This window comes from Prauserella endophytica (assembly GCF_005146945.1).
Taxonomy (GTDB): Bacteria; Actinomycetota; Actinomycetes; order Mycobacteriales; family Pseudonocardiaceae; genus Prauserella_A; species Prauserella_A endophytica.
In genome coordinates this window covers 12,896-34,818 of sequence record NZ_SWMS01000006.1, presented here as the reverse complement: position 1 = coordinate 34,818, position 21,923 = coordinate 12,896, and the positions used below count along the sequence as shown (strand labels likewise).

Annotated in this window: 24 protein-coding genes; 8 read left to right on the top strand and 16 right to left on the bottom strand. The window is 72.3% G+C overall.

The annotated features are described in order from the left end of the window. From FCN18_RS13015 to FCN18_RS12995, 5 genes are all read right to left on the bottom strand, one after another. Nucleotides 1–1,461 carry a 2-hydroxymuconic semialdehyde dehydrogenase gene (locus tag FCN18_RS13015; protein ID WP_206077883.1) on the bottom strand — a complete coding sequence of 487 codons (1,461 nt, stop codon included), beginning with the start codon at nt 1,459–1,461 and terminating at the stop codon, nt 1–3. Beyond that, complete coding sequence (locus FCN18_RS13010; protein ID WP_137095160.1) at nt 1,458–2,780, bottom strand: FAD-dependent oxidoreductase; 1,323 nt, start codon at nt 2,778–2,780, stop codon at nt 1,458–1,460. The genes FCN18_RS13015 and FCN18_RS13010 overlap by 4 nt, the downstream gene beginning before the upstream one ends. Then, complete coding sequence (locus FCN18_RS13005) at nt 2,777–3,385, bottom strand: hypothetical protein (protein WP_137095158.1); 609 nt, start codon at nt 3,383–3,385, stop codon at nt 2,777–2,779. The genes FCN18_RS13010 and FCN18_RS13005 overlap by 4 nt, the downstream gene beginning before the upstream one ends. Before the next feature lie 153 nt (nt 3,386–3,538). Continuing rightward, the gene (locus FCN18_RS13000; protein WP_137095156.1) at nt 3,539–4,120 is read right to left on the bottom strand and encodes a ClpP family protease; all 582 of its coding nucleotides are present in this window, start codon (nt 4,118–4,120) and stop codon (nt 3,539–3,541) included. 102 nt (nt 4,121–4,222) lie between these two features. Beyond that, nucleotides 4,223–4,702 carry a DnaJ family domain-containing protein gene (locus FCN18_RS12995; protein ID WP_112268660.1) on the bottom strand — a complete coding sequence of 160 codons (480 nt, stop codon included), beginning with the start codon at nt 4,700–4,702 and terminating at the stop codon, nt 4,223–4,225. Between the two features lie 60 nt (nt 4,703–4,762). Here FCN18_RS12995 and FCN18_RS12990 point away from each other — a divergent pair, with 60 nt between their 5' ends. The 3 genes from FCN18_RS12990 (at nt 4,763) to rox (ending at nt 7,773) form a co-directional block, all read left to right on the top strand. Further along, nucleotides 4,763–5,371 carry a TetR/AcrR family transcriptional regulator gene (locus tag FCN18_RS12990; RefSeq protein WP_112268658.1) on the top strand — a complete coding sequence of 203 codons (609 nt, stop codon included), beginning with the start codon at nt 4,763–4,765 and terminating at the stop codon, nt 5,369–5,371. 74 nt (nt 5,372–5,445) lie between these two features. Next, on the top strand, nt 5,446–6,156 hold the full coding sequence (locus tag FCN18_RS12985; protein ID WP_228713917.1) for a YwaF family protein: 711 nt from the start codon (nt 5,446–5,448) through the stop codon (nt 6,154–6,156). Nucleotides 6,157–6,348: 192 nt separating this feature from the next. Next, the gene (gene rox / locus FCN18_RS12980) at nt 6,349–7,773 is read left to right on the top strand and encodes a rifampin monooxygenase (RefSeq protein WP_137095151.1); all 1,425 of its coding nucleotides are present in this window, start codon (nt 6,349–6,351) and stop codon (nt 7,771–7,773) included. 21 nt (nt 7,774–7,794) lie between these two features. On the opposite strand, the gene FCN18_RS12975 is transcribed toward rox, so the two are convergent. Together FCN18_RS12975 and FCN18_RS12970 are read right to left on the bottom strand one after the other, a co-directional pair. Beyond that, nucleotides 7,795–9,123 (bottom strand): MFS transporter, encoded by a 1,329-nt coding sequence (locus tag FCN18_RS12975; protein WP_137095149.1) that lies wholly within the window; start codon nt 9,121–9,123, stop codon nt 7,795–7,797. Nucleotides 9,124–9,258: 135 nt separating this feature from the next. After that, nucleotides 9,259–10,536: a multidrug effflux MFS transporter gene (locus tag FCN18_RS12970; protein ID WP_137095147.1), complete on the bottom strand. Its 1,278-nt coding sequence runs from the start codon at nt 10,534–10,536 to the stop codon at nt 9,259–9,261. A 180-nt stretch (nt 10,537–10,716) separates the two neighbouring features. On the opposite strand from FCN18_RS12970, the gene FCN18_RS12965 reads away from it, so the two are divergent. Next, nucleotides 10,717–11,430 carry a haloacid dehalogenase type II gene (locus tag FCN18_RS12965; protein ID WP_112268649.1) on the top strand — a complete coding sequence of 238 codons (714 nt, stop codon included), beginning with the start codon at nt 10,717–10,719 and terminating at the stop codon, nt 11,428–11,430. A 10-nt stretch (nt 11,431–11,440) separates the two neighbouring features. On the opposite strand, the gene FCN18_RS40125 is transcribed toward FCN18_RS12965, so the two are convergent. The 4 genes from FCN18_RS40125 to FCN18_RS12945 all read right to left on the bottom strand — a co-directional run bounded on the left by FCN18_RS40125 (nt 11,441) and on the right by FCN18_RS12945 (nt 12,837). Continuing rightward, entirely contained in the window at nt 11,441–11,632 is a 192-nt protein-coding gene (locus FCN18_RS40125; RefSeq protein ID WP_407675778.1) for a response regulator transcription factor, read from the bottom strand. A 125-nt stretch (nt 11,633–11,757) separates the two neighbouring features. Then, complete coding sequence (locus FCN18_RS12955; protein WP_112268645.1) at nt 11,758–11,967, bottom strand: DUF4177 domain-containing protein; 210 nt, start codon at nt 11,965–11,967, stop codon at nt 11,758–11,760. A 5-nt stretch (nt 11,968–11,972) separates the two neighbouring features. Continuing rightward, nucleotides 11,973–12,305: a putative quinol monooxygenase gene (locus FCN18_RS12950; RefSeq protein ID WP_112268643.1), complete on the bottom strand. Its 333-nt coding sequence runs from the start codon at nt 12,303–12,305 to the stop codon at nt 11,973–11,975. A 64-nt stretch (nt 12,306–12,369) separates the two neighbouring features. Continuing rightward, complete coding sequence (locus FCN18_RS12945) at nt 12,370–12,837, bottom strand: PPOX class F420-dependent oxidoreductase (RefSeq protein WP_112268641.1); 468 nt, start codon at nt 12,835–12,837, stop codon at nt 12,370–12,372. Nucleotides 12,838–12,937: 100 nt separating this feature from the next. Here FCN18_RS12945 and ligD point away from each other — a divergent pair, with 100 nt between their 5' ends. Then, entirely contained in the window at nt 12,938–13,870 is a 933-nt protein-coding gene (ligD, locus tag FCN18_RS12940) for a non-homologous end-joining DNA ligase (protein WP_112268639.1), read from the top strand. A 164-nt stretch (nt 13,871–14,034) separates the two neighbouring features. Here ligD and FCN18_RS12935 read toward each other — a convergent pair whose 3' ends face one another. Both FCN18_RS12935 and FCN18_RS12930 read right to left on the bottom strand, forming a co-directional pair. Next, nucleotides 14,035–14,868, bottom strand: a complete 834-nt coding sequence (locus FCN18_RS12935) for an EamA family transporter (RefSeq protein WP_112268635.1) — start codon at nt 14,866–14,868, stop codon at nt 14,035–14,037. 2 nt (nt 14,869–14,870) lie between these two features. Next, on the bottom strand, nt 14,871–15,395 hold the full coding sequence (locus FCN18_RS12930; protein ID WP_137095145.1) for a MarR family winged helix-turn-helix transcriptional regulator: 525 nt from the start codon (nt 15,393–15,395) through the stop codon (nt 14,871–14,873). A 92-nt stretch (nt 15,396–15,487) separates the two neighbouring features. On the opposite strand from FCN18_RS12930, the gene FCN18_RS12925 reads away from it, so the two are divergent. Next, entirely contained in the window at nt 15,488–15,682 is a 195-nt protein-coding gene (locus tag FCN18_RS12925; protein ID WP_137095143.1) for a hypothetical protein, read from the top strand. 197 nt (nt 15,683–15,879) lie between these two features. After that, complete coding sequence (locus FCN18_RS12920; protein ID WP_112268622.1) at nt 15,880–16,077, top strand: PspC domain-containing protein; 198 nt, start codon at nt 15,880–15,882, stop codon at nt 16,075–16,077. Between the two features lie 162 nt (nt 16,078–16,239). On the opposite strand, the gene FCN18_RS12915 is transcribed toward FCN18_RS12920, so the two are convergent. Then, complete coding sequence (locus FCN18_RS12915; protein ID WP_112268620.1) at nt 16,240–17,163, bottom strand: LysR family transcriptional regulator; 924 nt, start codon at nt 17,161–17,163, stop codon at nt 16,240–16,242. A 263-nt stretch (nt 17,164–17,426) separates the two neighbouring features. Here FCN18_RS12915 and FCN18_RS12910 point away from each other — a divergent pair, with 263 nt between their 5' ends. Then, the gene (locus tag FCN18_RS12910) at nt 17,427–18,680 is read left to right on the top strand and encodes a Glu/Leu/Phe/Val dehydrogenase dimerization domain-containing protein (protein ID WP_407675775.1); all 1,254 of its coding nucleotides are present in this window, start codon (nt 17,427–17,429) and stop codon (nt 18,678–18,680) included. Here the strand turns inward: FCN18_RS12910 and FCN18_RS12905 are convergent. Further along, the gene (locus FCN18_RS12905) at nt 18,670–19,710 is read right to left on the bottom strand and encodes a ferric reductase-like transmembrane domain-containing protein (protein WP_137095140.1); all 1,041 of its coding nucleotides are present in this window, start codon (nt 19,708–19,710) and stop codon (nt 18,670–18,672) included. The genes FCN18_RS12910 and FCN18_RS12905 overlap by 11 nt on opposite strands. 62 nt (nt 19,711–19,772) lie before the next feature. After that, nucleotides 19,773–21,914, bottom strand: a complete 2,142-nt coding sequence (locus FCN18_RS12900; protein ID WP_228713916.1) for an OmpL47-type beta-barrel domain-containing protein — start codon at nt 21,912–21,914, stop codon at nt 19,773–19,775. Between the last annotated feature and the right edge of the window lie 9 nt (nt 21,915–21,923).

Sequence of the window (21,923 nt, the reverse complement as noted above, 5' to 3'; positions counted from 1 at the left end):
TCAGCCGAGGTCGACGCAGACGTTGGTGGTCTCGGTGTAGAAGTCGAGCGAGCGCAGCCCGCCCTCGCGCCCGATGCCGGAGGCCTTGGTGCCGCCGAAGGGGCTGCGCAGGTCACGCAGGAACCACGTGTTGACCCACACCAGCCCGACGTCGAGCGCGGACCCGGCGCGGTGGGCCCTGCCGACGTCGCGGGTCCACACCGCCGCGGCGAGGCCGTAGTCGCTGTCGTTGGCCAGCGCATAGGCCTCGTCCTCGTCGTCGAAGGGCGCCACGTGGCACACCGGGCCGAAGATCTCCTCGCGGTTGGTCCTGGTGTGCTCGCCGAGCCCGGTGAGCACGGTCGGGCGCACGTACGCGCCGCCGTCGCGGGCGTCGCCGAACACCGGATGGTCGCCGCCCACGTGCACCTCGGCGCCCTCGTCGCGGGCGAGCCGGTAGTAGCCGAGCACCTTCTCCCGGTGGTCCCTGGAGATCAGCGGCATCGTGGTGAGCCCGGGGTCCGTGGGCCAGCCGAACACGGCTTCCCTCGCGCGGGCGGCGAGCCGCTCGGTGAACTCCTCGAACACGGGGCGCTGCACGTAGAGCCGCTCGGTGCACAGGCACACCTGGCCGCCGTTGGTGAACGCCGAGCGGACGGTGCCGGCCACGGCGGCGTCGAGGTCGGCGTCGGCGAACACGATGCCCGCGTTCTTGCCGCCCAGCTCGAACGACACGGCCTTGACGCCGTCGGCGGCCGAGCGGCCGATCGTGGCGCCCGTGGCGGACTCGCCGGTGAACGTGATCGCGTCGACACCGGGGTGCCGCACGAGGTACTCCCCCGCCGAATCCGGCCCGAATCCGTGCACGAGGTTGAACACGCCCGGCGGCAACCCGGCGTCGCGCACGATCTCCGCGAGCACCGCCGCGGAGGACGGCGTCTCCTCGGAGGGTTTCACCACCACGGTGTCGCCACACGCGAGCGCGGGAGCGACCTTCCACGTGAGCAGCAGCAGCGGCAGATTCCACGGCACGATCACGGCGACCACACCGACCGGTTTGCGCACGGCGTAGTTGAGGGCCCGGCCGCCGCCCGCGGTGCCGGTGAGGAACGACTCCCCCGCCGCCGCGCTGACGATGTCGGCGAACGCGCGGAAGTTCGCCGCCGCGCGCGGGACGTCGAGCGTCCGGGCCTGATCCACGGGCTTGCCGGTGTCGGCCACCTCCGCCGCCACGAGGTCGTCGAAGCGGCGCTCGGCCTCGTCGGCGACGCGGCGCAGCACCGCCGCACGCTCCAGCTCCGTGGTGCGCGCCCACGGCCCGCGCAGCGCCTGCCTCGCCGCCGCGACCGCATCGTCCACATCGGACTCACCGGCCTCGGCGACCCGGCACAGCATCTCGCCGGTGACGGGGCTGAGTTTGGGGAAGTCCTTGGCGGAGCCGGTGAACTCCCCGTCGATGAAGTGCCGCAGCGTGTCAGTCACGATCGCCTCCGGAGTGCGGTCACGGCGCCCGCGAGGCCGAGCGCGCCGGCCACCGCTGCGCCGAGCAGACGGTGTTGGGTGTGTACCCGGCGGCACACCGCCGAGTACGGGACGGTCGAGAACGACACGAGCTCGTAGCGGGAAGCGTAGCGTCCCGGCAGTGCCCGCTCCAGAGCGTGCTCGACGCGCTTGCCGAGTTTGAACAGCGGCGAGGCGACCTTGTCGCGCATCTCGACGAAGTTGGCCAATGCCATCTCCGCGATCGCCTCGGTGTCGGCGCGGCGTTCCCGGTCGAAGAGCGGCAGCGCCGCGCTCCAGTCGCCGCCGGTGTCGTCGAGGCACCGTTCGAGCACCACGACATCCTCGAACGCGCAGTTGGCACCCTGCCCGTAGAACGGCACGATGGCGTGCGCGGCGTCGCCGATCAGGCACACCCGGCCACTCGCGTGCCACGGCGCGCAGCGCACGGTGCCGAGCAGTCCGACGGGATTCTCGCGGTACTCGGTGACCAGGTGCGGCAGCAGCGGCACGACATCGGGGTAGTGCGCGGTGAAGTACCGCTCAACGGCGGCAGGGCTGCTCAGCGAGGCGAACGACTCGGTGCCGCTGGTGGGCCAGAACAGCGTGCACGTGAACGAGCGGTCCGGGTTGGGCAGCGCGATCATCATCGAACGGCCCCTCGGCCAGATGTGCAGGGCGCCCGGATCGAGCGCGAACTCGCCGCCCACGGCCGGGATGGTGAGCTCCTTGTAGCCGTAGTCGAGGAAGTCGAGCGTCTCAGCGGTCGCGGCGTGGCGCAGCAGCTCGCCACGCACGGCCGAGCCGGCCCCGTCGGCGCCGAGCACCACGGCGGCACCGGCGCGTAGCGGCCCGTCGGGCGTATCGAACGTCAATGCGCCCGTGGCGGGGTCGAGCCCGGTCAGCCGGTGCTCGAATCGCACCTCCACCTCCGGCAGCGCCTGCGCGGCGTCGAGCAGGACGTTGTTGAGCGCGCCGCGGCCGATCGAGTTGATCGCCCGCCGACCGTCGGCGCTGTAGGGCTGGAAGTCCAGTACGCCGTCAGCGGAGTGGACCATCCGGCCGCGCATGGGGAGTGCGTCGGCGAGCACCTTCCCGTCGAGCCCGACCCGGCGCAGGGCGTCGATGCCCCGTTCGGACAGCGCGAGGTTGATGGATCGCCCGCGTTCGGCCCCGGTCAGCCGAGGGTCGGGGCGACGCTCGTAGAGCACCACACGCTCGCCCCGGCGCGCGAGGTACCCGGCGAGCAGGCAGCCCGTCAGCCCCGCGCCGACGATCGCGACGTCTCCGCTCGCCGTCATGGTTCCTCCGCGACGAGCCGGGCGAGCGCGCCGGTGACCACGCCGCACTCCAGGCGCGTCCGCCGGGACGGCTCGTCAGCGCCCACCCGCTCGGCGCGCGGCGATGGCCGGGCGCCGAACCGGAGCGGCTCCCGCGGGGCGAGCGGGCGGGTCGCGGTGACGGCGTCGAGCAGCCCGGCCAGGTACCCGGTCGGCCGCAAGCCGCGCGCCCGGAGCGCTGGCATGCCGATCTGCTCGAAGGTCGAGAGCGACGTCCGCACCGGACCCATCGCGAGGATCGGCGGGCCGGAAACCCGCCACGCCTCCGCGGTGGCCACCGGGTGGCCCTCGCGGGCGAGCGGGTCGAGCACCTCCCCGCAATGGCCCAGGCGCGCGACGGTGGCGTCCGGGTCGAGGCCGTGGAAGCGGGCCTGACTGCGCACGGCGTGGCTGTCGAGGTCCTCCAGCGGCTCGGCCCTGGTCGCGGAAGGCCGCAGGCCCAGCGAGTTGCCCGCGAGAAAGGCGGCCTCGGGGTACTCGCCGCCCTGCGCGGTCGGGGCCGGGAACGGGTCGGCCGCGTCCCGGCGCGGCGTCCCGGCCCCGGTGTCGTCGAGCGTCGTCGTCATCGCCGTCAGCCCATCAGCGTCGTTGCCGTCGCCTCCATAGTGCGCGCGTCGGAGCCCGGATGGTGATACCCCTGGCCGGCGAAGTTTCCGGCTGTCCCGCTGTGACCCGACGGGTCGAGCTCAAGGCCGCTTCGAGGCGTGAGCGCCTTCTGCCTACGATTCGACGGCCGCGCGGGTCGCGACCACCCGGTCGATGAAGCCGTATTCCCGTGCCTCGCTCGCGGTGAACCACCGGTCGCGGTCGGAGTCGGCGACGATCCGCTCGACGGGCTGCCCGGTGTGGGTGGCGATGAGCCCGGCCAGCTCGCGCTTGCTCGCGCGCAGCATCTCCGCCTGGATGCGGATGTCGGACTCGGTCCCACCGACCCCGGCGGAGGGCTGGTGCATGAGGATCTGGCAGTGCGGAAGGGCGTGCCGTTTGCCGGGGGTGCCCGCCGAGAGGAGGAACTGACCCATCGAGGCGGCGAGGCCGAGCCCGAACGTCGCCACGTCGCAGCGGACGAGCTCCATGGTGTCGAAGATGGCCATCCCGGCCGGCACCGAACCGCCGGGCGAGTTGATGTAGAGGGAGATGTCGGCCTCCGGGTCGTCGGCGGCGAGCAGCAGCAGCTGCGCCGTGACGCGGTTGGCCACGTCGTCGTCCACCTCCTGCCCGAGCACGATGATCCGCTGTCGCAGGAGCCGGTCGTAGACCGCGTCGGAGAGCGTCGCCGGAGATTGGTGTGCCTGTGTCATGCCGCGGACGCTAGAGCAGCGAGCCGATCGTCCACAGTGCATGGACACCGGATTCGCTTGCGGCGAAACGGCTTCCTGGGACTTTCGCCGACGGCGTAATGCTCAGCGCCTTCGGCGCCACCACCGTGCGCGCCGTGGCCGCTCCTCCGCCTCCGGCGCCGAGGGCGCGGCCGGAGGCGGAGTCCGCGCCGCCTGCCAGCCTGCGACGATCTCGTCGGCGTCCACGGGCGCGACGTGCACGCGCGGACCCGTGCCCGCGCGCAGCCAGTCCACGATGCGCCGGTTCAGCGCGCTGACCGCCTCGCGCACGGCCTCCTCCGAGCGCAGGGACGCGACCGTCTCCGGCAGCCGCTCGGCCTCCTTGCGCAGTTGCAGCGGGGTGGGCAGCAACGCGTCCGAGGGCAGGCCCTCGCGCCGCAGGTAGTCCCGCAGCCACCACTGCTCCTCGACGGGCCGGTCGCGTCCGGGCAGCGGTTTGCCCGCTCCCGGCAGGTCGTCGAACTCGCCCCGTTCCTGCGCTTCCCGGATCTGCTTCTCTACCCACGACTCGAAGCTGACGCCGGGCGGCTTGCGTTCCGTCATGTCCGCACCTCGGTCTCGCCGGTCCCGTTATGATACATCGGTATCACAAAGGAGGCGAGTATGCCGAGGACCGTCGACCACGCTCAGCGGCGTGCCACGATCGCCGAGGCGCTGGTCCGGCTCGCGGCGCGCGAGGGCCTGCACGCCGTGACGATGCGGGCGGTGGCGGCCGAGGCAGGGGTGTCGCTGCGGCTCGTGCAGTACTACTTCGAGACCAAGGCCGCCCTGCTGCACGCGACGCTGCTGCACCTGGAGGAGGCGAGCCACGCACGGTGGCGGGAACGCCTCGCCGGCCTATCCGGCCCCGTGCCCGCGCGGCGGTTCGTCGAGGCCCTGCTCGCCGAGGCGCTGCCGACCGACGAGCGCAGCCGCGCGTTCCACCTGGTCTGGACGTCGTACGCGGTGCTCGCGATGACCGAGCCGGACCTGGCCGCGCAGCCGTTCGTCGCCGGGCCGAGGCGGCTCGAACAACAGCTGACGGCGACACTGCGCGAGGCGGCCGGAGAGCTGGCCGAGGACACGGATCCCGCGGCGGAGGCCGCGCGCCTGCTGGCGCTGACCCACGGGCTGGGCACCAGCGTGCTCGTCGGCCAGCGAACGGCGGCCTCAGCGGAGGCGGTGCTGCGCTACCACGTGGACCGCCTCTTCACCCATCGGGACCACGCCTGACGGTCCGCGCGAGAGTTCCAGTCACATCACCGCCGTGGCACCATCGACAGTGAACGACCCGGCTGGAGGAACCGGTGGCTGACGGCGAGTTCTCCGCGTACGGCCTGTCGCACTGGCTGGTCCTCGCCGTGTTCGCGGCGGGGGCCGCGGCGTTGGTCCTCGCCGGCCGCAGGCAGCGCGGCACCCCGGCGGAACGCCGCCTGAGCCGTGCCTTCGCCGTCGCCGTGGTGGCCGCGGTGCTGGTGGTGCAGACCTACACGGTGATCACCGTCCGCGAGGTGGTGAACTGGATCCCGCTGCACCTGTCCGACCTCGCGGGCCCGGTCGCCGCCTACGCGCTGTGGACCCGCAGGCCATGGCCGTGCGCGCTGACGTACTTCTGGTGCCTGACCTTGAGCACGCAGGCCCTGTTCTTCCCCGTGCTGACCGGGCCGGACTTCCCGTCACGCACGTTCGTGGCGTTCTGGGGAGTGCATCTGCTCGTCATCTGGGCCGCGGTCTACCTCACCTGGGGCGTGGGCCGGGTTCCGGACTGGCGCGGCTACTGGTTCTCCGTGACCGTCACGGCGGGCTGGGCCGCGGTCGCCATGGTGTTCAACGCGTTCGCGGGTACCAACTACGGCTACCTGAACCGCGCACCCGAGTCGGTGTCGCTCGTGGACGTGCTCGGCCCGTGGCCGTGGTACGTACTCTCGATCGTCGTACTCGTGCTCGGGGTGTGGGCGCTCATGACGTGGCCGTGGACGCGAGGCGCCCGCCAGCACGCCGCCGCGACACGCGCGTAGCGCCGCCCGCGAGTCGTGCGTTCGCGTGACGCCGGAGTGTTCCCGTCGTCCACACCGGACGAAAAAGGCAGGGGTCTCGTCGACTCCCTGCCACTATCAACATATAGCGCACCCAGGGTCTTGCGGCAAGGCCCGGTCCGTGGCGCAGAATCTCCGGCCGACAGGCGATCGCAGGGACGATCAGGGGGCCACATGTACGACGTGATCATCGCCGGAGGCGGGCCGACCGGCCTGATGCTGGCCGGTGAGCTGCGGCTGCGGGGCGTGCACGTGCTCGTGCTCGACAAGGAGACGGAGCCGACCCCCGTGGTCCGCGCACTCGGCCTGCACGTGCGCAGCATCGAGGTGCTGGCCCAGCGAGGGCTGCTGGAACGGTTCCTCGCCCGCGGCACGCGGTACCCGGTCGGAGGGTTCTTCGCCGGCATCGACAAGCCCTCGCCCGAACGGCTGGACACCGCGCACGGCTACGTGCTCGGCCTCCCGCAGACGGTCACCGATCGCCTGCTGGAGGAGTACGCAACCGAGGTCGGTGCCGAGATCCGGCGCGGTTGCGAGCTGACCGGGCTGAGCCAGGACGACGAAGGGGTGACCGCGGAGCTGGCGGACGGCACGCGGCTGCGCTCGCGCTACCTCGTCGGCTGCGACGGAGGCCGCAGCACGGTGCGGAAGCTGCTCGGGGTCGGCTTTCCCGGTGAGCCGGCCAGGGTCGAGACGCTGCTGGGTGAGCTGGAGGTGGGCGTGCCGCCGGAGACGGTGGCGGAAGTGGTGGCCGAGGTCCGCAGGACCCAGAAGCGGTTCGGTGTCGGACCGCTCGGGAACGGGGCGTACCGCGTCGTCGTGCCCGCCGAGGGGGTGGCCGAGGACCGCTCGGTCCCGCCGACACTCGACGAGGTGAGGCACCAGCTGAGGGCGATCGCCGGCACCGACTTCGGCGTGCACTCGCCGCGCTGGCTGTCCCGCTTCGGCGACGCCACGCGGCAGGCCGAGCGCTACCGGGCCGGCCGGGCGTTCCTGGCGGGCGACGCCGCGCACATCCATCCACCGGTCGGCGGGCAGGGCCTCAACCTCGGCCTCCAGGACGCGTTCAACCTCGGCTGGAAGCTGGCCGCAGCGGTGGCGGGCTGGGCGCCGGAAGGGCTGCTCGACAGTTACCACGCCGAACGGCACCCGGTGGCCGAGGACGTCCTCGACAACACCCGCGCGCAGATGGAGCTGATGTCCACCGCGCCCGGCCCACAGGCCGTGCGCAGGCTGGTGGCGGAGCTGATGGACTTCGAGGAGGTGAACCGGCACCTGATCGAGAAGATCACCGCGATCGGCGTCCGCTACGACTTCGGCGAGGGACACGAGCTGCTCGGCGGGCGGCTGCGGGACGTGGAACTGAAGCGGGGCCGCCTCTACGAGCTGATGCACGGTGGTCGCGGGCTGCTGCTCGACCAGACCGGCCGGCTCTCGGTGGCCGGCTGGGCGGACCGCGTCGACCACGTCGTCGACGTCAGCGAGGAGCTGAACGCACCGGCCGTGCTCCTGCGGCCCGACGGCCACGTGGCCTGGGCCGGAGAGGACCAGCGGGACCTGCTCGACCACCTGCCGAGGTGGTTCGGCGCCGCAGCCTGAGGCCGGTCCGCGCCACGGCGCTCACCCCGCCGTGGCGCGCCGGCCCGCGGAGTCCGGCACCGGCTCGTCCCGCAGGCTCGCCGTATGGGTCTCCCCGACCGCGAGCACACACACCACGGTGAGCAGGCAGCAGGCGCCGATCACGGCCGAGACCGCCAGCGTGCCCGCCCCCGCCATGCTCGCGAACACCACGGGGCCGATCCCCGCGCCGAGGCCGGCCAGCTGGTATCCCAGTGACGCGCCCGTGTAGCGGGTCCGGGTGCCGAACAGCTCGGTGTAGAGCGCCGCGAGCGGACCGTACATCGCGGGGTGCGCGACCGACTGGCCGAGCACGACGGCCAGCGTGAGCATCGCGGCCGAACCGGTGTCGATCATGGGGAACAGCAGGAAGCACACCCCCGCCGTGGCGATCGCACCGGCGAGCACCACGGGCCGCCTGCCGATCCGGTCCGAAAGCGCCGAGTAGCCGACGACGCCGAGCACCGCTCCGACGGACGAGAGCGTCAGTGCGTTGAGGACCGTCTGCCGTTCGAAACCCTGGCCGACGGCGTAGGAGACGACGTACGTCGTGAGCGTGCCCTGCGCGACGAACGCGCCGAAGCCCACCCCCACCGCGAGCAGGAGGTTCCTCGGGTACCGGCGGAGCACCTCCAGCAGCGGCGGCGACCCGCGTTCCCCGCGAGCCGACGTCTCGGCGAAGACTGGTGTCTCCTCGACCTTCAGCCGCACGAACAGTCCGATCGCGAGCAGCACGACGCTGAGCAGGAACGGCACCCGCCAGCCCCAGGACAGGAACTGCTCGTCGGTGGTGAGGTTCGCCGCGAGAGTGAGCGCGAGGGTCGACACGACCATGCCGCTGGGCGCACCCGCGTTGGTGAAGCTCGCCCAGAGCCCCCGCCGGGTGGTGGCGTGCTCGGCGGACATGAGCACCGCGCCGCCCCACTCGCCGCCGACCGCGATGCCCTGCAGCACGCGCAGCACCACGAGCAGGATCGGCGCCCACACCCCGATCTGCGCGTAGGTGGGCAGCAGGCCGATGAGCGTGCTGGCCACGCCCATCATCGTCATCGTGATCACGAGCATCCGCTTGCGGCCGAGCAGGTCGCCGAAGTGCCCGAAGATCACCCCGCCGAGCGGCCGGGCCAGGTACCCGGTGGTGAACGTGCCCAGGCTGGCGATGGTCCCGACCACCGGGTCCAGGCTGGAGAAGAAGACCTTGTTGAACACCACCGCCGCGGCGGTGGCGTAGAGCAGGAAATCGTAGTACTCGATCACGCTGCCGAGGTAGCTCGACAGCACGGCCCTCCTGAGCTGGGTCGCGGACCTCGGGGACGCGGGTGTCTGTGCCATCGCGGTGTCCTGCCTCTGTGCCGGCCGCTGACAGTCGGGGCGCGGGAGTGGCCTGAGTCACTCCCGCGCCCCGAAGTTAAACACCTTCGTTACGCCAGTCAATCCGCTGCCCAACGTAATCCGGAAACCGCCAGGTCACACTGCCGGGGCCGCCTCGGGCACCCGGCGACGGCCACGCACCACCACGGCCCCCAGCGCGCCGAGCGCGACCGCCGCGCCGCCCGTCATCGTGATCGCCATGGCGGGGCCGTCGTTGCCCAGGACGCCGACCAGCGGGGCGATCAGGGCACCGAGACCGAACTGCACGGCCCCGAGTACCGCCGCGGCGGTGCCGGCGGCCTCGCCGTGGCGCGACAGCGCGAGGGCCGGCGCGTTCGGCAGTACGAAGCCGACGGCGGCCATCACGAACCACAGCGGTACGACGAATCCGGCGAGCCCGCCGACATCGCCAAGTGCGAGCACGGTCAGCACGGCACCCGACGCCGTGGCCGCCGCCAGAGCGCCGAGCACGATGCGCTTCGGGCCGTACCGCTTGAGCAGTACGACGTTGAACTGGGACGCCCCGATGATGGCGACCGCGCCCGCGCCGAACACGAGCGCGAACTCCTGCTGGTTGAGCCCGAACTGCTCCTGCAGCACGAACGACGAGCCGGAGATGTAGGCGAACAGCGCCGACATCCCGAGTGCGGCCACCAGCGCCAGCACCACGAACTCGCGGTCGGTGAGCAGCGTCCGGTACATCCGCAGCACCGGGCGGACCTCGCGAGCCCTGCGGTGCTCGGGTGGCAGGGTCTCCTTCAGCGCGAACACGGCCACGACGAGCAACAGCACGCCGAGCACGGCCAGCGCACCGAAGACACCGCGCCAGGAACCGGTGAGCAGGATGGCCCCGCCCAGCGTCGGCGCCAGGATCGGCGCGGCGCCCATGACGAGCATGAGCCGGGACAGCACGGTGGCGGCTGCGTTACCGGAGAAAAGGTCCCGCACCACCGCGAGCGCGACGACCATCGCGGCGGCCGCGCCCACGCCCTGCAACGTGCGGAAGATCCCCAGGACCCCGACGTTGGGGGCGATCAGGCACAGCAGCGATGCGGCGATGTGCAGTACGGTGCCCGCGATGAGCGGAACCCTGCGCCCGACCGCGTCGGAGAACGGACCCACCAGCAGCTGGCCGAGGCCGAGCCCCAGCAGCGTGCCGGTGAGCGTGAGCTGCACGGTCGACGACGAGGCGTCCAGATCCTCGCCGATCGCGGGCAGCGCGGGAAGGTACATGTCGATGGTCAACGGGCCCAGCGCGATGAGCGCGCCCAGCACGAGGATCACGCGGATCCGCTCGGCCCGTCCTGGTTCGGGTGTGGTCGCATCCCCGGCGGGTGATTCCGCCGGGCGGCTCTGCAACGCGACTCTGTCCATCACTACCTTTCGGATCAGGGGCAAGCGAGGAAGGTCGGCTCTGACGCGATCTTCAGCACGGCGCGAGCCCCCTTTGTTCCCCGGAAGCGCCTTCGGAGAGTGTGGCGCGGGTTACATCGACGCAGTGTCACGAGGGAGCGCCGACAGTGACTCCACTGTGGACTTCCAGGAGGGTGAGGAATGGTTGAAACAGCAAAAACATTCGGTGAGTACGACGCGCTGAGCTTCGACTGCTACGGCACGCTCATCGACTGGGAGGCCGGCATCGCCGCCGTCATCGGCCCGTGGGCACGCCGGTTCGACGCCGCGTTGACCGACGAGCGACTCCTCGTGGCCTACGCCGCCGAGGAGGCCAGGGTCGCGAGGGAGCAGCCCGCCCTGCCCTATCCGGACGTGCTGGCGGAGGCCTTCCGCGCCGTCGGCGAGCGGCTCGGCCACCCCGTCGGCGACGAGGACGCGGAGCGACTGGGCGCCTCGGTGCCGGACTGGCCCGCGTTCGGCGACTCGCACGACGCGCTCGTGGCGCTGGGCCGCCGGTTCCGGCTCATCATTCTGTCCAATGTCGACCGCGCGAGCTTCGAGGGCAGTCGCGAGCGGCTCGGTGTCGAGTTCGACCACGTCATCACGGCGCAGGATGTGGGCAGCTACAAGCCGGCCCAGCGCAACTTCGACGTGCTGACGGACTACGCGCGCGGCGAAGGGCTCCGGCTGCTGCACGTCGCGCAGAGCCTCTTCCACGACCATGTCCCGGCGAGGAAGGCCGGGCTGCCCGGGGTGTGGATCAACCGGCGGCACGACCGGCCGGGCTGGGGAGCCACGCCCGACCCCGGCCAGCCCGTCACCCCGGACTGGGAGTTCCCCTCGCTCGCGGCGTTCGCCGCCGCGGCGACGTGACCGCGCACGCTCAGGGCCGGGCCAGCCCGGACTGGTAGGCCGCGACCACCAGCCGGGCCCGGTCATGCGCGCCAGGCTTGGCGAGCAGGCGGCCGACGTGGGTTTTCGCGGTGCGCAGGCCGATCCCGAGCCCCGTCGCGGTGTCCTGGTTGGACAAACCGCGCGCGACCAGCGCGAGCACCTCCCGCCCCCGGCCCGTCAGCCCGTCGAGCGACGGCGCCGGGCCGGGACGCTCGCGCGCGGCGAAACACCGGCACGTGGAGAAACCGCCGGGCGAGGAACAAGCATCTCCGCTCGGCGGTTCCGGTGAATCGTCGTCGCGGCGGCTCAGCCCACTTTGCGCTCGAAGGTGACGAGCACTCCCTCCACGCCGCCCGGACCGAGGCGGCCCTTCACCTCCGCGGTGGTGATCGCCTTGAGCCGCCAGCCCTCGGCGGCGTGGTCGTTGAGCACGTTCTCGAGCCGCGCCCCCGACATCTTGCCGCCGATCATCTTCTCGCGGATCTCCACGACCTTGTACTCGTACCGATCGGCCATCGCATTCAGTCCTTCGAGGGCACGGCCATCTCGCCGAGCTCGGACCAGTCGTCCTGCGGCACGGTGGTGTTGACGACGCGAGGAGTCTCCGCCAGGTACTGGGGCAGCGTCCGCTGCGCGGTCTTGAAGTGCTCGGACTGGACGTGCGCCACGCCGGCGTCGGGGTCGCGGAACGCCTCCACGAGCACGTACTCGTTCGGGTCGCCGATGCTGCGCGACCAGTCGAACCACAGGTTGCCGGGCTCGTTCCGGGTCGCCTCGGTGAACTCGGCCGCGATCTCGGGCCAGCGGTCCGCGTGCTCGGGCAGGACTCGGAACTTGGCGGTGATGAAGATCATCGGGTACCCCTTCTCCCCTCGGTGGTGGTCGGACGGCTCACGATGCCAGGCGCGGGGTGCCGTGTCAGTCCCGCGCCAGGCCAGGGGGGAACCCGCCGGTGGCGACCGGGCCCCAGCGGTCGAGGGTGATCCGGATCAGCGACTTGTTCTGCCGCGCCATCGCCTCGCGGTACTCGGCCCAGTCCGGATGCTCGCCGGAGATGCACCGGAAGTACTCCACCAGGCCGTCGAGCGCGTCGGGCATGTCGAGGACCTCGGCCGTCCCGTCGACCTGGACGTACGGCCCGTTCCACTCGTCGGACAGCACGCACATCGACACGCGGGGCTCGCGGCGCGCGTTCGTCGCCTTCGCCCGCATGGGGTACGTCGACACCACGATCCGGCCGCTCTCGTCAACCCCGCACGTCACCGGCGAGAGCTGCGGCGAGCCGTCCGAGCGGGTGGTCATCAGCACGCCGCGGTGTCGCGGTCGCAGGAACTCCAGCAGGGCGGCACGGTCGACGCGCTGCGCGGTCGCGATGGCGGGTGCCATGGAGCGGTTCTCCTTCGCTCGGGTCTGGGCTCGCTCACCGTAACCGCTGGAGTGCGCTCCAGGTCAACCGGAAAGCGCCGGTTCGGGCTAGCGTCTCCCTATGGCGAAGGATTCCGCGGTGGAACTCGAGGTGGGCGACCGCACGGTGCGAATCTCCAGTCCGGACCGGGTGTACTTCCCCGCCAGGGGCGAGACGAAGCTCGATCTCGCCCGGTACTACCTGTCCGTGGGCGACGGGATCGTGCGCGCGCTGCGGGAGCGGCCGTGCATGATGCACCGGTTCCCGTCGGGGGTGGCTGGCGAGAAGGTGCACCAGAAGCGCGTGCCGCACGGCGCGCCGCCATGGCTGGAGACCGTGCGGGTGCACTTCCCGCGCTACAACCGGCACGCCGACGAACTGTGCGTCACCGAGCTGGCCTCCGTGATCTGGGCGGTCCAGATGTCGACCGTGGAGTTCCATCCCTGGAACTCCCGCCGGGCCGACACCGAACGGCCCGACGAGTGGCGCATCGACCTCGACCCGATGCCGGAGTGCGGGTTCGACCGCGTCCGGCGGGTCGCGCACGTCGCCCACGAGGTGCTGGACGAGCTCGGCATCACCGGCTACCCGAAGACCTCCGGCGGTCAGGGACTGCACGTCTACGTCCGGATCGAACCGAGATGGGGGTTCGGAGAGGTCCGCCGTGCGGCGCTGGCGTTCGCGAGGGAGGTGGAACGGCGGGCGCCGGACGATGTGACCACGGCGTGGTGGCGCAAGGACCGCGACCCGCGGCTCCTCTTCGTCGACTACAACCAGAACGCGCGCGACCACACGATCGCGAGTGCCTACTCGGTGCGCGGTGTGCCGGAGGCGACCGTGTCGGCTCCCATCACGTGGGAGGAGATCGACGACGTGGAACCGGGCGACTGCACGATCGCGACCATGCCCGCCCGTTTCGCGAAGCTCGGGGACCTCCACGAGGGCATCGACGACACCGCGTACTCACTGGAGACGCTCCTCGACTGGGCCGACCGCGACGGGCTTGACGCGTGAGCGGTCACGCCGGTCCGCCCGTGCCGAACGGGTTGTCGAGCACGTGGCGCCACTAGCCGTCGGCCCCCCTGCGCGCGACATCTGGTGCGGTGCCGCGAATGGACCAGTCCCACGGTTCCGGCACCGCCCGTTTCGAAGGCGGCACCGAGCACTCCGCGACGGCCTCAGCCGAGGGTGAGCAGCGCGATGGCGGCACCGGCCGCCACGAGGCCGAGCGTCTGCCGCCACCCCAGGCGTTCGCGGAGGACGGTGATGCCGAGCAGCACGGGGATCACGGGGTAGAGCGAGGAAAGCACCACGGCGATCACCACCAGCTGTTGCCGGGTGGCCAGCAGGTAGCAGACCAGCGCGAGCGCGGCGAGCGCGCCGGTCACCGCCGCCCACCCGACGGTAGCGGCGGACGGTCTGGCGCGGACGTGTGTGGCGCGCAGCAGCGGCAGGATCGTGAGGATCGCGGCGACTCGACCGGTGACCACGGGCCAGATGCCGGATGCCGGGTCGGCCTGGGCGAGTGCGAGGTACTGCAGCGCGATGCCCACGCTCGCGACCAGCCCGTCCGCGGTGGCCGCCGCCGCGCCGCGCCCGGTGCCGTCGCGGGTGCGCGAGACGAGCCAGAGCGCCGGGACCGCCACGGCGATTCCCAGCCACGACGGGACGGAGGGCCGTTCCTCGAGGAACAACACGCCGACCAGCACGGGCAGCGCCACTCCCCCGACCGCGCTGACGGGCACGACCACGCTCATGGCACCGCGGCTGAGTCCCCGGAACAGGAACAGCATGCCGATGCCGGTGCCGACTCCGGAGAGCGCGCCCCACGCGACGCTCTCCGGTCGTGGCGTCGACGGGAACGCGGGCGCCGCGAGCAGTGCGACCACGAGCCCGCCGGCCTGGCCGAGCAGGGCGACCGTGACGAAATGCGCGCGTCTGGCCAGCAGGCCGCCCGCGAAGTCGGAAAGGCCGTAGGCGGCGGCCGAGGCGAGGGCGAGCACCGGGCCCATGGTCACGAGCGGCCGTCCCGATCCCGTTCAGCCTGGCCGACGGGGCACGGCGCGCCTTCCGTGCACGACCCGCGATCGCACAGACGGCACAAGAGCTGCGCGTCGCCGACCTCGCCGTAGAGACCGGTGAGCAGCTTCTCCAGCAACCCGGTGAGCACGGCGCGCTCATCGTCGTCGAGCACGGCGAGCGCCCCGGCGAGGCGCGTGCCCCGCGCGGCCAGCAGCTCACCCGTGGCGCGCCGGCCTGCCCGCGTGAGCCGGATGGACACTTCCCTGCCCTGACCGGGACGGCGCTCCACGAGCCCCCGCCCCTCGAGCGCGTCGACCATCCGCGCCGCCGCGGACTGGCTCAGCCCGACTCTCCTGCCGAGCTCCGTGCCGCTCAGGCCCGGCGAGGCGGACAGCACCACGAGCGCCGCCGCTCCGCTCGCGCTGACGCCGGTGGCCCCGGTCGCGCCCGCGAGCACCAGGTCGGTCACCGTCAACGCGGCGGCTCCGAGCAGGTTCGCGGTTCGTTCTTCATGCATGACTCATGCATAACACGGCGGGCGGGACCGCGCTGGACACAGGTCCCTGACCTGCGACGACGCGCGCACCGAGCCGATGGACGACCTCGCTGGTGCGCGGTCCGTCGACGATCGCGCCGGCACCGAGCCGGGCCGCTTCCCGCCTCGGTGCCGAGATCGCGGACCGCGAGGGCCCACCCTCCGGTCTCGATCCGCTCGCCGACGAGCAGCCCGCGGTCGGCTCCGCCGACCAGGCCGTGCGGGAAGCCGGGGCGCGGGTGCCGGTCGCGATGCCCCAGCGCGGGTGAGCGGCCACCGGCCGGCAAGGCCGGCGGCGTCGGCGCGGTCTCGCCGCCACGCGACCGCGGGGGCCGGCTCGTCGCGCAGTGACACGGCGGGAGGTCATGTTCGACTGCGGATGTCCCGGAGGGCGGGCGGGGAACTCCGGGGACGCCTCCGGGTCATCACCGATGCGGACGGCCCTGGGCCGGGGCAGGGTGGAGGCATGGCGACAACAACGTTGACGAGGTCACGCGACAACAAGGTCATCGCAGGCGTGTGCGCGGGGCTCGCTCGCCGGGCCGGCTGGGAGCCGCGCACGATGCGATGGGTGTTCGTGCTCTCGTGCCTGCTGCCGGGGCCGCAGTTCCTGATCTACCTGGTGCTCTGGGTGATCATGCCGAAGGAAGAACGGCGCTACTGAGCCCGCCCGCGTGGCTCGGCAGCTCCGAAGAGCGCGCCGGGCGCCCGCCGGGCCAATGTCCTGCCCGCTGAGGCCGGTCGAGCCGCCCGGGCTGCGTTGATGGTGATCAACGTAAGGGATCATCGGGTCGGGTCAGGGACGCGTGCCCGAGCGGGCCCTTCGCTACGGGATCGGCGAGCTGGCGCCGAGGCCCTTCTCCGCCGCGGCGGAGCGGACGGCCTCGATCACGAGCTGCAGCGACGGCCTGCGCGTCGCCGTCAGCCGGTGGGCGATGGAGACCGTGCGCATCACGGGGTCGGTGAGCGCGACGATGTCCACCCCCGGCGGCAGCAGTGACAGCCCGAGATCCGACACGAGCGTGACGCCCAGCCCCGCGCCGACCATGGCGAGCGCGGTGGCCTGCTCGCCCACCTCGTGGTTGATCTTCGGCTCGAACCCGTTGCGCTGGCAGGCGATCCGCACCGCACGGCCGAAGTGCGACCGCGGCCCCGCCAGGATCCACGGGTGCTCGGCCAGCTCCGTCAACGCCATCGTGCCCGAGGGCACCACGCCCGTGGGCACGGCGGCGTGCAACCGCTCCACCGCGATCACCACCCGCGCGAGCGACGGGTCCCAGGGCATCGGGTAGTCCGAGTAGTCGATGACGAAGGAGAAGTCGAGGTTGCCGTCGCGCACCGCGCCCGCGGTGTCCTCGGGGGCGAGCTCCTTCGTCCGCACCTGGATCCCCGGGTGCTCGGCGGCCAGCGCCGTGAGCGCGGCGGGCAGCAGCCCGGAGGCGACCGAGGCCCACACGCCCGCCGTGAGCCGGGCGGACACTGCGTCCTGCGCCTCCTCCAGCGCCATGGTGGCGCGTTCCACCGACCCGAGGATCTCCTCCGCGTGCTCGGTGAGCAGCATCCCGAGCTCGGTCAGCTGCACGCGGCGGCCAAGCCGCTCGAAGAGCTTCGCGCCGACATCGCGTTCCAGCTGGGCGAGTTGCTGCGAGACGGCCGACGCGGTGTAGTGCAGCGAGGTCGCCGCCGCCGTGACCGTGCCCCGGCGATGCAACTCTCGAAGCATTCGCAACCTGTGCAACGAAAGCTCCATGCCGCTCAGCGTAGGCAACGATCTCGCGCTGTGCAGGAAGCCTGAACGCAACCGTGCATGATCCTTAACTAGACGTGGCCCGCGACACTCACGCACAGTGGAGGTACCGGCACAAGGGGGGCACCGCCCGCGAACTCGGCAGTTCAGACAAGCCGTCCATCGTCAGGCAGATGAGGCGGCACGCTGTCCTGCGCCCGCGTCAGTGCACCACACGAGCCCGGAGCAGGAGACGCCGTCGAGAGAACTTTGGAGGTGGGTTGCAGGTGACCACGATGCACGACCCGTGGGGACAGACGAGCACCGGAACGCCCGACGCCGCGACCGGCGCGGCCAAGCCCCGGCGCGGCGAGCCACTGCTGCGCCTGACGTGGACCGACCCGGTCACCGGCGCCCACGGTTACCTCGTCGTCCACACGCTCGTGTCCGGACTGGCCACCGGCGGCACCCGCATGCGGGCCGGCTGCACGATGTCGGAGGTCGAGGACCTCGCGTTCGGCATGGCGGCCAAGACCGCGACCTTCGAGCTGCCCGTCGGCGGCGCCAAGGGCGGGATCGACTTCGACCCGAAGGACCCCCGCGCCGTCGAGGTGCTGGAGCGGTTCTGCCAGGCCATGCGCCCGTGGCTGGACGCGCACTGGGTGACCGCCGAGGACCTCGGGGTGCCGCAGCACCTCATCGACGAGGTCTTCGCCAGGCTCGGCCTCGGCCAGTCCTACCACGCCGCCATCAGCCGCGCGGCCAACCCGGAGCGGACGCTGCGGCGCGTGACGGCGGGGCTGAACGCGCCCGTGCCCGGCGGGCTGCTGCTCGGGGACGTCATCGGTGGCTACGGCGTGGCACAGGCGTGCCTCGGCGCGGCGCGCGCGTGGGGCTGGGAGACCGGCGAGACCACGGTCGCGATCCAGGGCATCGGCACGATGGGCGGCGGCGCGGCCTGGTACCTGCACGAGTCGGGCATGCGCGTGGTCGCCGTCGCCGACGCCGCGGGCACGCTGTATCACCCGGACGGGCTCGACATTCCGGCCCTGCTCGACCTGCGCGACGCCTACGGCGAGATCGACCGCGACCGCGTGCCCGCCGAGGTGCAGCGGCTGCCGAGGAACGCGGTGATCTCCACCGCCGCCGACATCCTCGTGCCCGCCGCCATCTCCTACGCGATCACGCCGGACAACACGGTGGACGTCGCCGCGAAGGTCGTGGTGGAGGCGGCCAACGCCGCGACCACGCCGGAGGCCGAGGCCATGCTCGCCGCCAACGGCATCCCGGTGATCCCGGACTTCGTCGCCAACGCGGGCGCCGCGGCCTGGGCGTGGTGGCTGCTGCTCGGGCAGGTCGGCGCCGACCCGGCGGACTCGTTCCTGCGCCTGCGCACTGAGATGCAGGCCAAGGTCGCGCTGCTGCTCGGGCAGTGGATCGTCGACGGGGTGCCGCCCCGGCAGACGGCCCACGACCTCGCGGCCGCCAACCGGCAGGCCGTGGCGGAGGCGTGCGAGGAGACCCCGCTCGTCATCCCGTAGCGGTGCGGTCCCCGGTGCGCCGCGGCGGGCGCACCGGGGACCGGCGCACCACCAGGATCGTGGCGGCCACGCCGACCGCGAAGACGGCCAGCCCGGCCCACACCATTCCCTGCGTGACCGACAGCGGCGCGCTCGGCACGTCCGGCGTCCGCCCGCCGTCCCGGCCCGTGACGACCACGGCCACGACGACGGCGATCGCGCCGAGCACCGCGGTCACCGCGCCGCCCCACAACACCCGTGCCCACGCCGGCCTGCTCGCGTCCCGCGCCCGTTCCGCGCGCCGCGCCGGCGCCAGCAGCCGGGCGAGCAGCACCAGCGCGACGGGCAGCTGGAGCAGCCACAGGGTGGTGCGCGGCCAGCCGTCGAACCACACGTTGGTTCCGTAGAGCAACGTGTGCCAGACGCTCAGGACGTACACGACGATCACGAAGCGGTGCAGCGCCCGCCACAGCCGCGCGCCCGTGCCGCCGCGGAAGTAGTACAGCAGGCCGAGTGGGATCGCCAGGTACAGCGCGAGCAGCCCCAGCAGGATCGCGACCACGCCGGTGCCCGAGCCGTACCCGCCGGGCACGAACGTCTCGACGAACGCGCTCCACACGCGCCCGAGCGGCCCGAGGCCGTCGGAGTTGGCCCGCACCAGCTCCGCGAAGAACAGGGCCGCGTGGGCGAACATCAGTCCGATCGTGGTGAGGCTCGTCGAGCGGTGCCAGCGCTCCAGCCGCACCGCGGACACCGGCCGCCGCCGCGGCCCCGGCCCCGACCGCAAAAGGCCCAGCATCGTGGTCAGCCACGCCCACAGCAGCGCGGACCAGCCGAACGCCTGGCAGGCCCAGTACATCCAGTACTCGTTGGCGTCTGCGAGGAACGGCATGACGGCGACGGTCGCCGACGTTTCGGCCCGCACACGTTCGTACAGCCAGCCGAAGATCGCGACCGTGATCCCGAGCGCGATGGTCGCGTCGGGTACCGCCGCGCGGAGGTCCGCCCTGAGCGCGGCCCGGTCCAGCCCGGTGCGGCTCGGTGCCGGCATACCGTGAGCCCCTTTCGCCTGGCCGTCCGGGCCCGCGGCGAGGCGGGCCCGGACGACGTCGGTCAGACGCCGATCTCGGCGTTCCTCGCGGCCTGCACGATGCGCTGCCGCTCCTGTTTGGTGATGATGCCGTCCGCCAGCAGGCCGGCGGTGACCTCACGGACGTGCGTGACGAACGCGGTGTGGTCCGGGTACTCGGCCTCCTCGTCGATCAGATCGTTGATTGTGCACCCGTTGCCGGTGTCGGCGTTGGCGACGCCGGTGTCCTCGGCGCCCACGAACACGGTCGCCCGCGTGTCGGACACCGAGCAGGCCGGCTCCGGGTCGACGATCGTGAACGTCGCCTTGCCCGTCTCCGAGACGTTGCCCGCCTTGTCCGTGGCGCGGTAGGAAACCGTGTACACGCCCGCGTCGGCGATCGTCAGCGGAATGCGGTACGGCCGGAAGCTCCCTTCGCTGAAGCTGTACTCGACGGAGGCCACGCCCGACTGCTCGTCGGTGGCCGTGAGGGTGAGCTTCGCCGACTCGAGGTAGTTCCAGCCGGCGTCCATCTCACCGGTGAGCTGCGCCGTGACCACGGGAGGCGTGGTGTCCTCCTGCTGGCCGGGCACGACCGTGAACGTCACCGACCCCGGCTGGGACGTGTTGCCTGCGTGGTCGGTGGCGCGGAACCGCACGGTGTGCTCGCCCTCCGCGGCGACCTCGACGGGCTCGGTGTAAGCGGTGAACTCGCCGCCGTCGAGCGCGTACTCCACGCCGTGCACGCCGGACCCCTCGTCCACCGCGGTCACGGACACGGTCGCCGAGCCGACGTAGTTGCCGTCGCCGTCCTGCTCGCCGGTCACCTCGGCCGAGACCTCCGGCGGCGTGGTGTCCTCCTGGCCGTTCTCGACGACGGTGAACGTCACCGAGCCCGGTTCGGACGTGTTGCCGGAGTTGTCGGTCGCCCGGTAGCTCACGGTGTGCTCACCCGGCGCCGACACCACGACCGGACCCGTGTAGGCGGTGAACTCGCCGCCGTCGAGCGAGTACTCGACGCTGTCCACACCGGACTCCGCGTCGTGCGCGGTCAGCTCCACGCTCGCCGAACCGAGGTAGTGGCCGTCGGTGTTCTGCTCCCCGGTCACCTCGGCCATCACGTGCGGCGGCGTGGTGTCGCCCTCCGGGGGCTCGACCACGCGGAACGTCACGAAACCGGTCTCGGAGAGATTGCCGGCGTTGTCCGTGGCCCGGAACTGCACCGAGTGGTCGCCGAGCTCGGTGACCTCCACCGGACCCGTGTAGGGCTGGAACCCGGTGTCGTCCACCTCGTACTCCACCGAGGCGATGCCCGACTGCGTGTCCTGCGCGGTGACCGTGACCGTGGCCTTGGCGAGGTAGTTGCCGTCGGCGTCCTGGGTGCCGCTCAGCTGGCCCGTGACCGTCGGCGGAGTCGTGTCCTCCGGCGCCTGCTCGACGACCGTGAACGTCACCGACCCGGTCTGCGACACGTTGCCCGCGTTGTCGGTCGCCCTGAACTCCACGATGTGCTCACCGGGCTCGCTCACCGCCACCGGCTCCGTGTACGGCTGGAACCCTCCACCGTCCAGCTGGTACTCGACGGACGCGACGCCGGACTCGGTGTCCTGCGCCGAGACGGCGACCGTCGCCGTGCCGACGTAGTTGCCGTCGGCGTCCTGCTCGCCGGTGACCTCGCCCGCGACCGAGGGCGCGGTGGTGTCCTCGCCGCCGCCGTCGGTGACCGTGAGCACGCCGGCCATCTGGCCGTGCCCGGGCAGGGCGCAGTAGTAGCGGTACTGGCCCGGCGTGAGGTTGACGTCCACCTCGTAGCGGCCCTGGTTCGCGTCGAAGGGGCTCGCCGTGATGTTGACGTTGACGTCGTGGTTGTAGCCGGGCGTGGAGGTGTCGAACGTCAGGGTGTGCGGCATCCCCGTGGTGTTGCCCGTCGCGGTGCTGTTCTCGAAGACGAGCGTCGCCGCGCCCGCCGTGGCCGTGGCCGGCGCCGAGGCGTACTCGGTGATGCTGTCGTCGGCCGTCCAGGTCAGGATCTGCTGCTGTGCCTGGGTTTGCCGGGAGGTCTCCGTTTGCGTCTGCGCCGCCTGCCGGGCCTGCTGGACCTGCTCGCCGGCGAGCGAGGCGGGCACCACCCACAACGCCACCAGGAGAACGCCCAGCAACCCCACGGTGCCCCGCCGGGCGGCCACGCCCAGCGA

What these genes read in the sequence shown, in the direction of transcription:
- FCN18_RS13010 (WP_137095160.1), bottom strand. Translation starts at nt 2,780, where the DNA reads ATGACGGCGAGCGGAGACGTCGCGATCGTCGGCGCGGGGCTGACGGGC.
- FCN18_RS13005 (WP_137095158.1), bottom strand. Translation starts at nt 3,385, where the DNA reads ATGACGACGACGCTCGACGACACCGGGGCCGGGACGCCGCGCCGGGAC.
- FCN18_RS13000 (WP_137095156.1), bottom strand. Translation starts at nt 4,120, where the DNA reads ATGACACAGGCACACCAATCTCCGGCGACGCTCTCCGACGCGGTCTAC.
- FCN18_RS12995 (WP_112268660.1), bottom strand. Translation starts at nt 4,702, where the DNA reads ATGACGGAACGCAAGCCGCCCGGCGTCAGCTTCGAGTCGTGGGTAGAG.
- FCN18_RS12990 (WP_112268658.1), top strand. Translation starts at nt 4,763, where the DNA reads ATGCCGAGGACCGTCGACCACGCTCAGCGGCGTGCCACGATCGCCGAG.
- rox (WP_137095151.1), top strand. Translation starts at nt 6,349, where the DNA reads ATGTACGACGTGATCATCGCCGGAGGCGGGCCGACCGGCCTGATGCTG.
- FCN18_RS12975 (WP_137095149.1), bottom strand. Translation starts at nt 9,123, where the DNA reads ATGGCACAGACACCCGCGTCCCCGAGGTCCGCGACCCAGCTCAGGAGG.
- FCN18_RS12970 (WP_137095147.1), bottom strand. Translation starts at nt 10,536, where the DNA reads ATGGACAGAGTCGCGTTGCAGAGCCGCCCGGCGGAATCACCCGCCGGG.
- FCN18_RS12965 (WP_112268649.1), top strand. Translation starts at nt 10,717, where the DNA reads ATGGTTGAAACAGCAAAAACATTCGGTGAGTACGACGCGCTGAGCTTC.
- FCN18_RS12955 (WP_112268645.1), bottom strand. Translation starts at nt 11,967, where the DNA reads ATGGCCGATCGGTACGAGTACAAGGTCGTGGAGATCCGCGAGAAGATG.
- FCN18_RS12950 (WP_112268643.1), bottom strand. Translation starts at nt 12,305, where the DNA reads ATGATCTTCATCACCGCCAAGTTCCGAGTCCTGCCCGAGCACGCGGAC.
- FCN18_RS12945 (WP_112268641.1), bottom strand. Translation starts at nt 12,837, where the DNA reads ATGGCACCCGCCATCGCGACCGCGCAGCGCGTCGACCGTGCCGCCCTG.
- ligD (WP_112268639.1), top strand. Translation starts at nt 12,938, where the DNA reads ATGGCGAAGGATTCCGCGGTGGAACTCGAGGTGGGCGACCGCACGGTG.
- FCN18_RS12935 (WP_112268635.1), bottom strand. Translation starts at nt 14,868, where the DNA reads ATGGGCCCGGTGCTCGCCCTCGCCTCGGCCGCCGCCTACGGCCTTTCC.
- FCN18_RS12930 (WP_137095145.1), bottom strand. Translation starts at nt 15,395, where the DNA reads ATGCATGAAGAACGAACCGCGAACCTGCTCGGAGCCGCCGCGTTGACG.
- FCN18_RS12920 (WP_112268622.1), top strand. Translation starts at nt 15,880, where the DNA reads ATGGCGACAACAACGTTGACGAGGTCACGCGACAACAAGGTCATCGCA.
- FCN18_RS12915 (WP_112268620.1), bottom strand. Translation starts at nt 17,163, where the DNA reads ATGGAGCTTTCGTTGCACAGGTTGCGAATGCTTCGAGAGTTGCATCGC.
- FCN18_RS12905 (WP_137095140.1), bottom strand. Translation starts at nt 19,710, where the DNA reads ATGCCGGCACCGAGCCGCACCGGGCTGGACCGGGCCGCGCTCAGGGCG.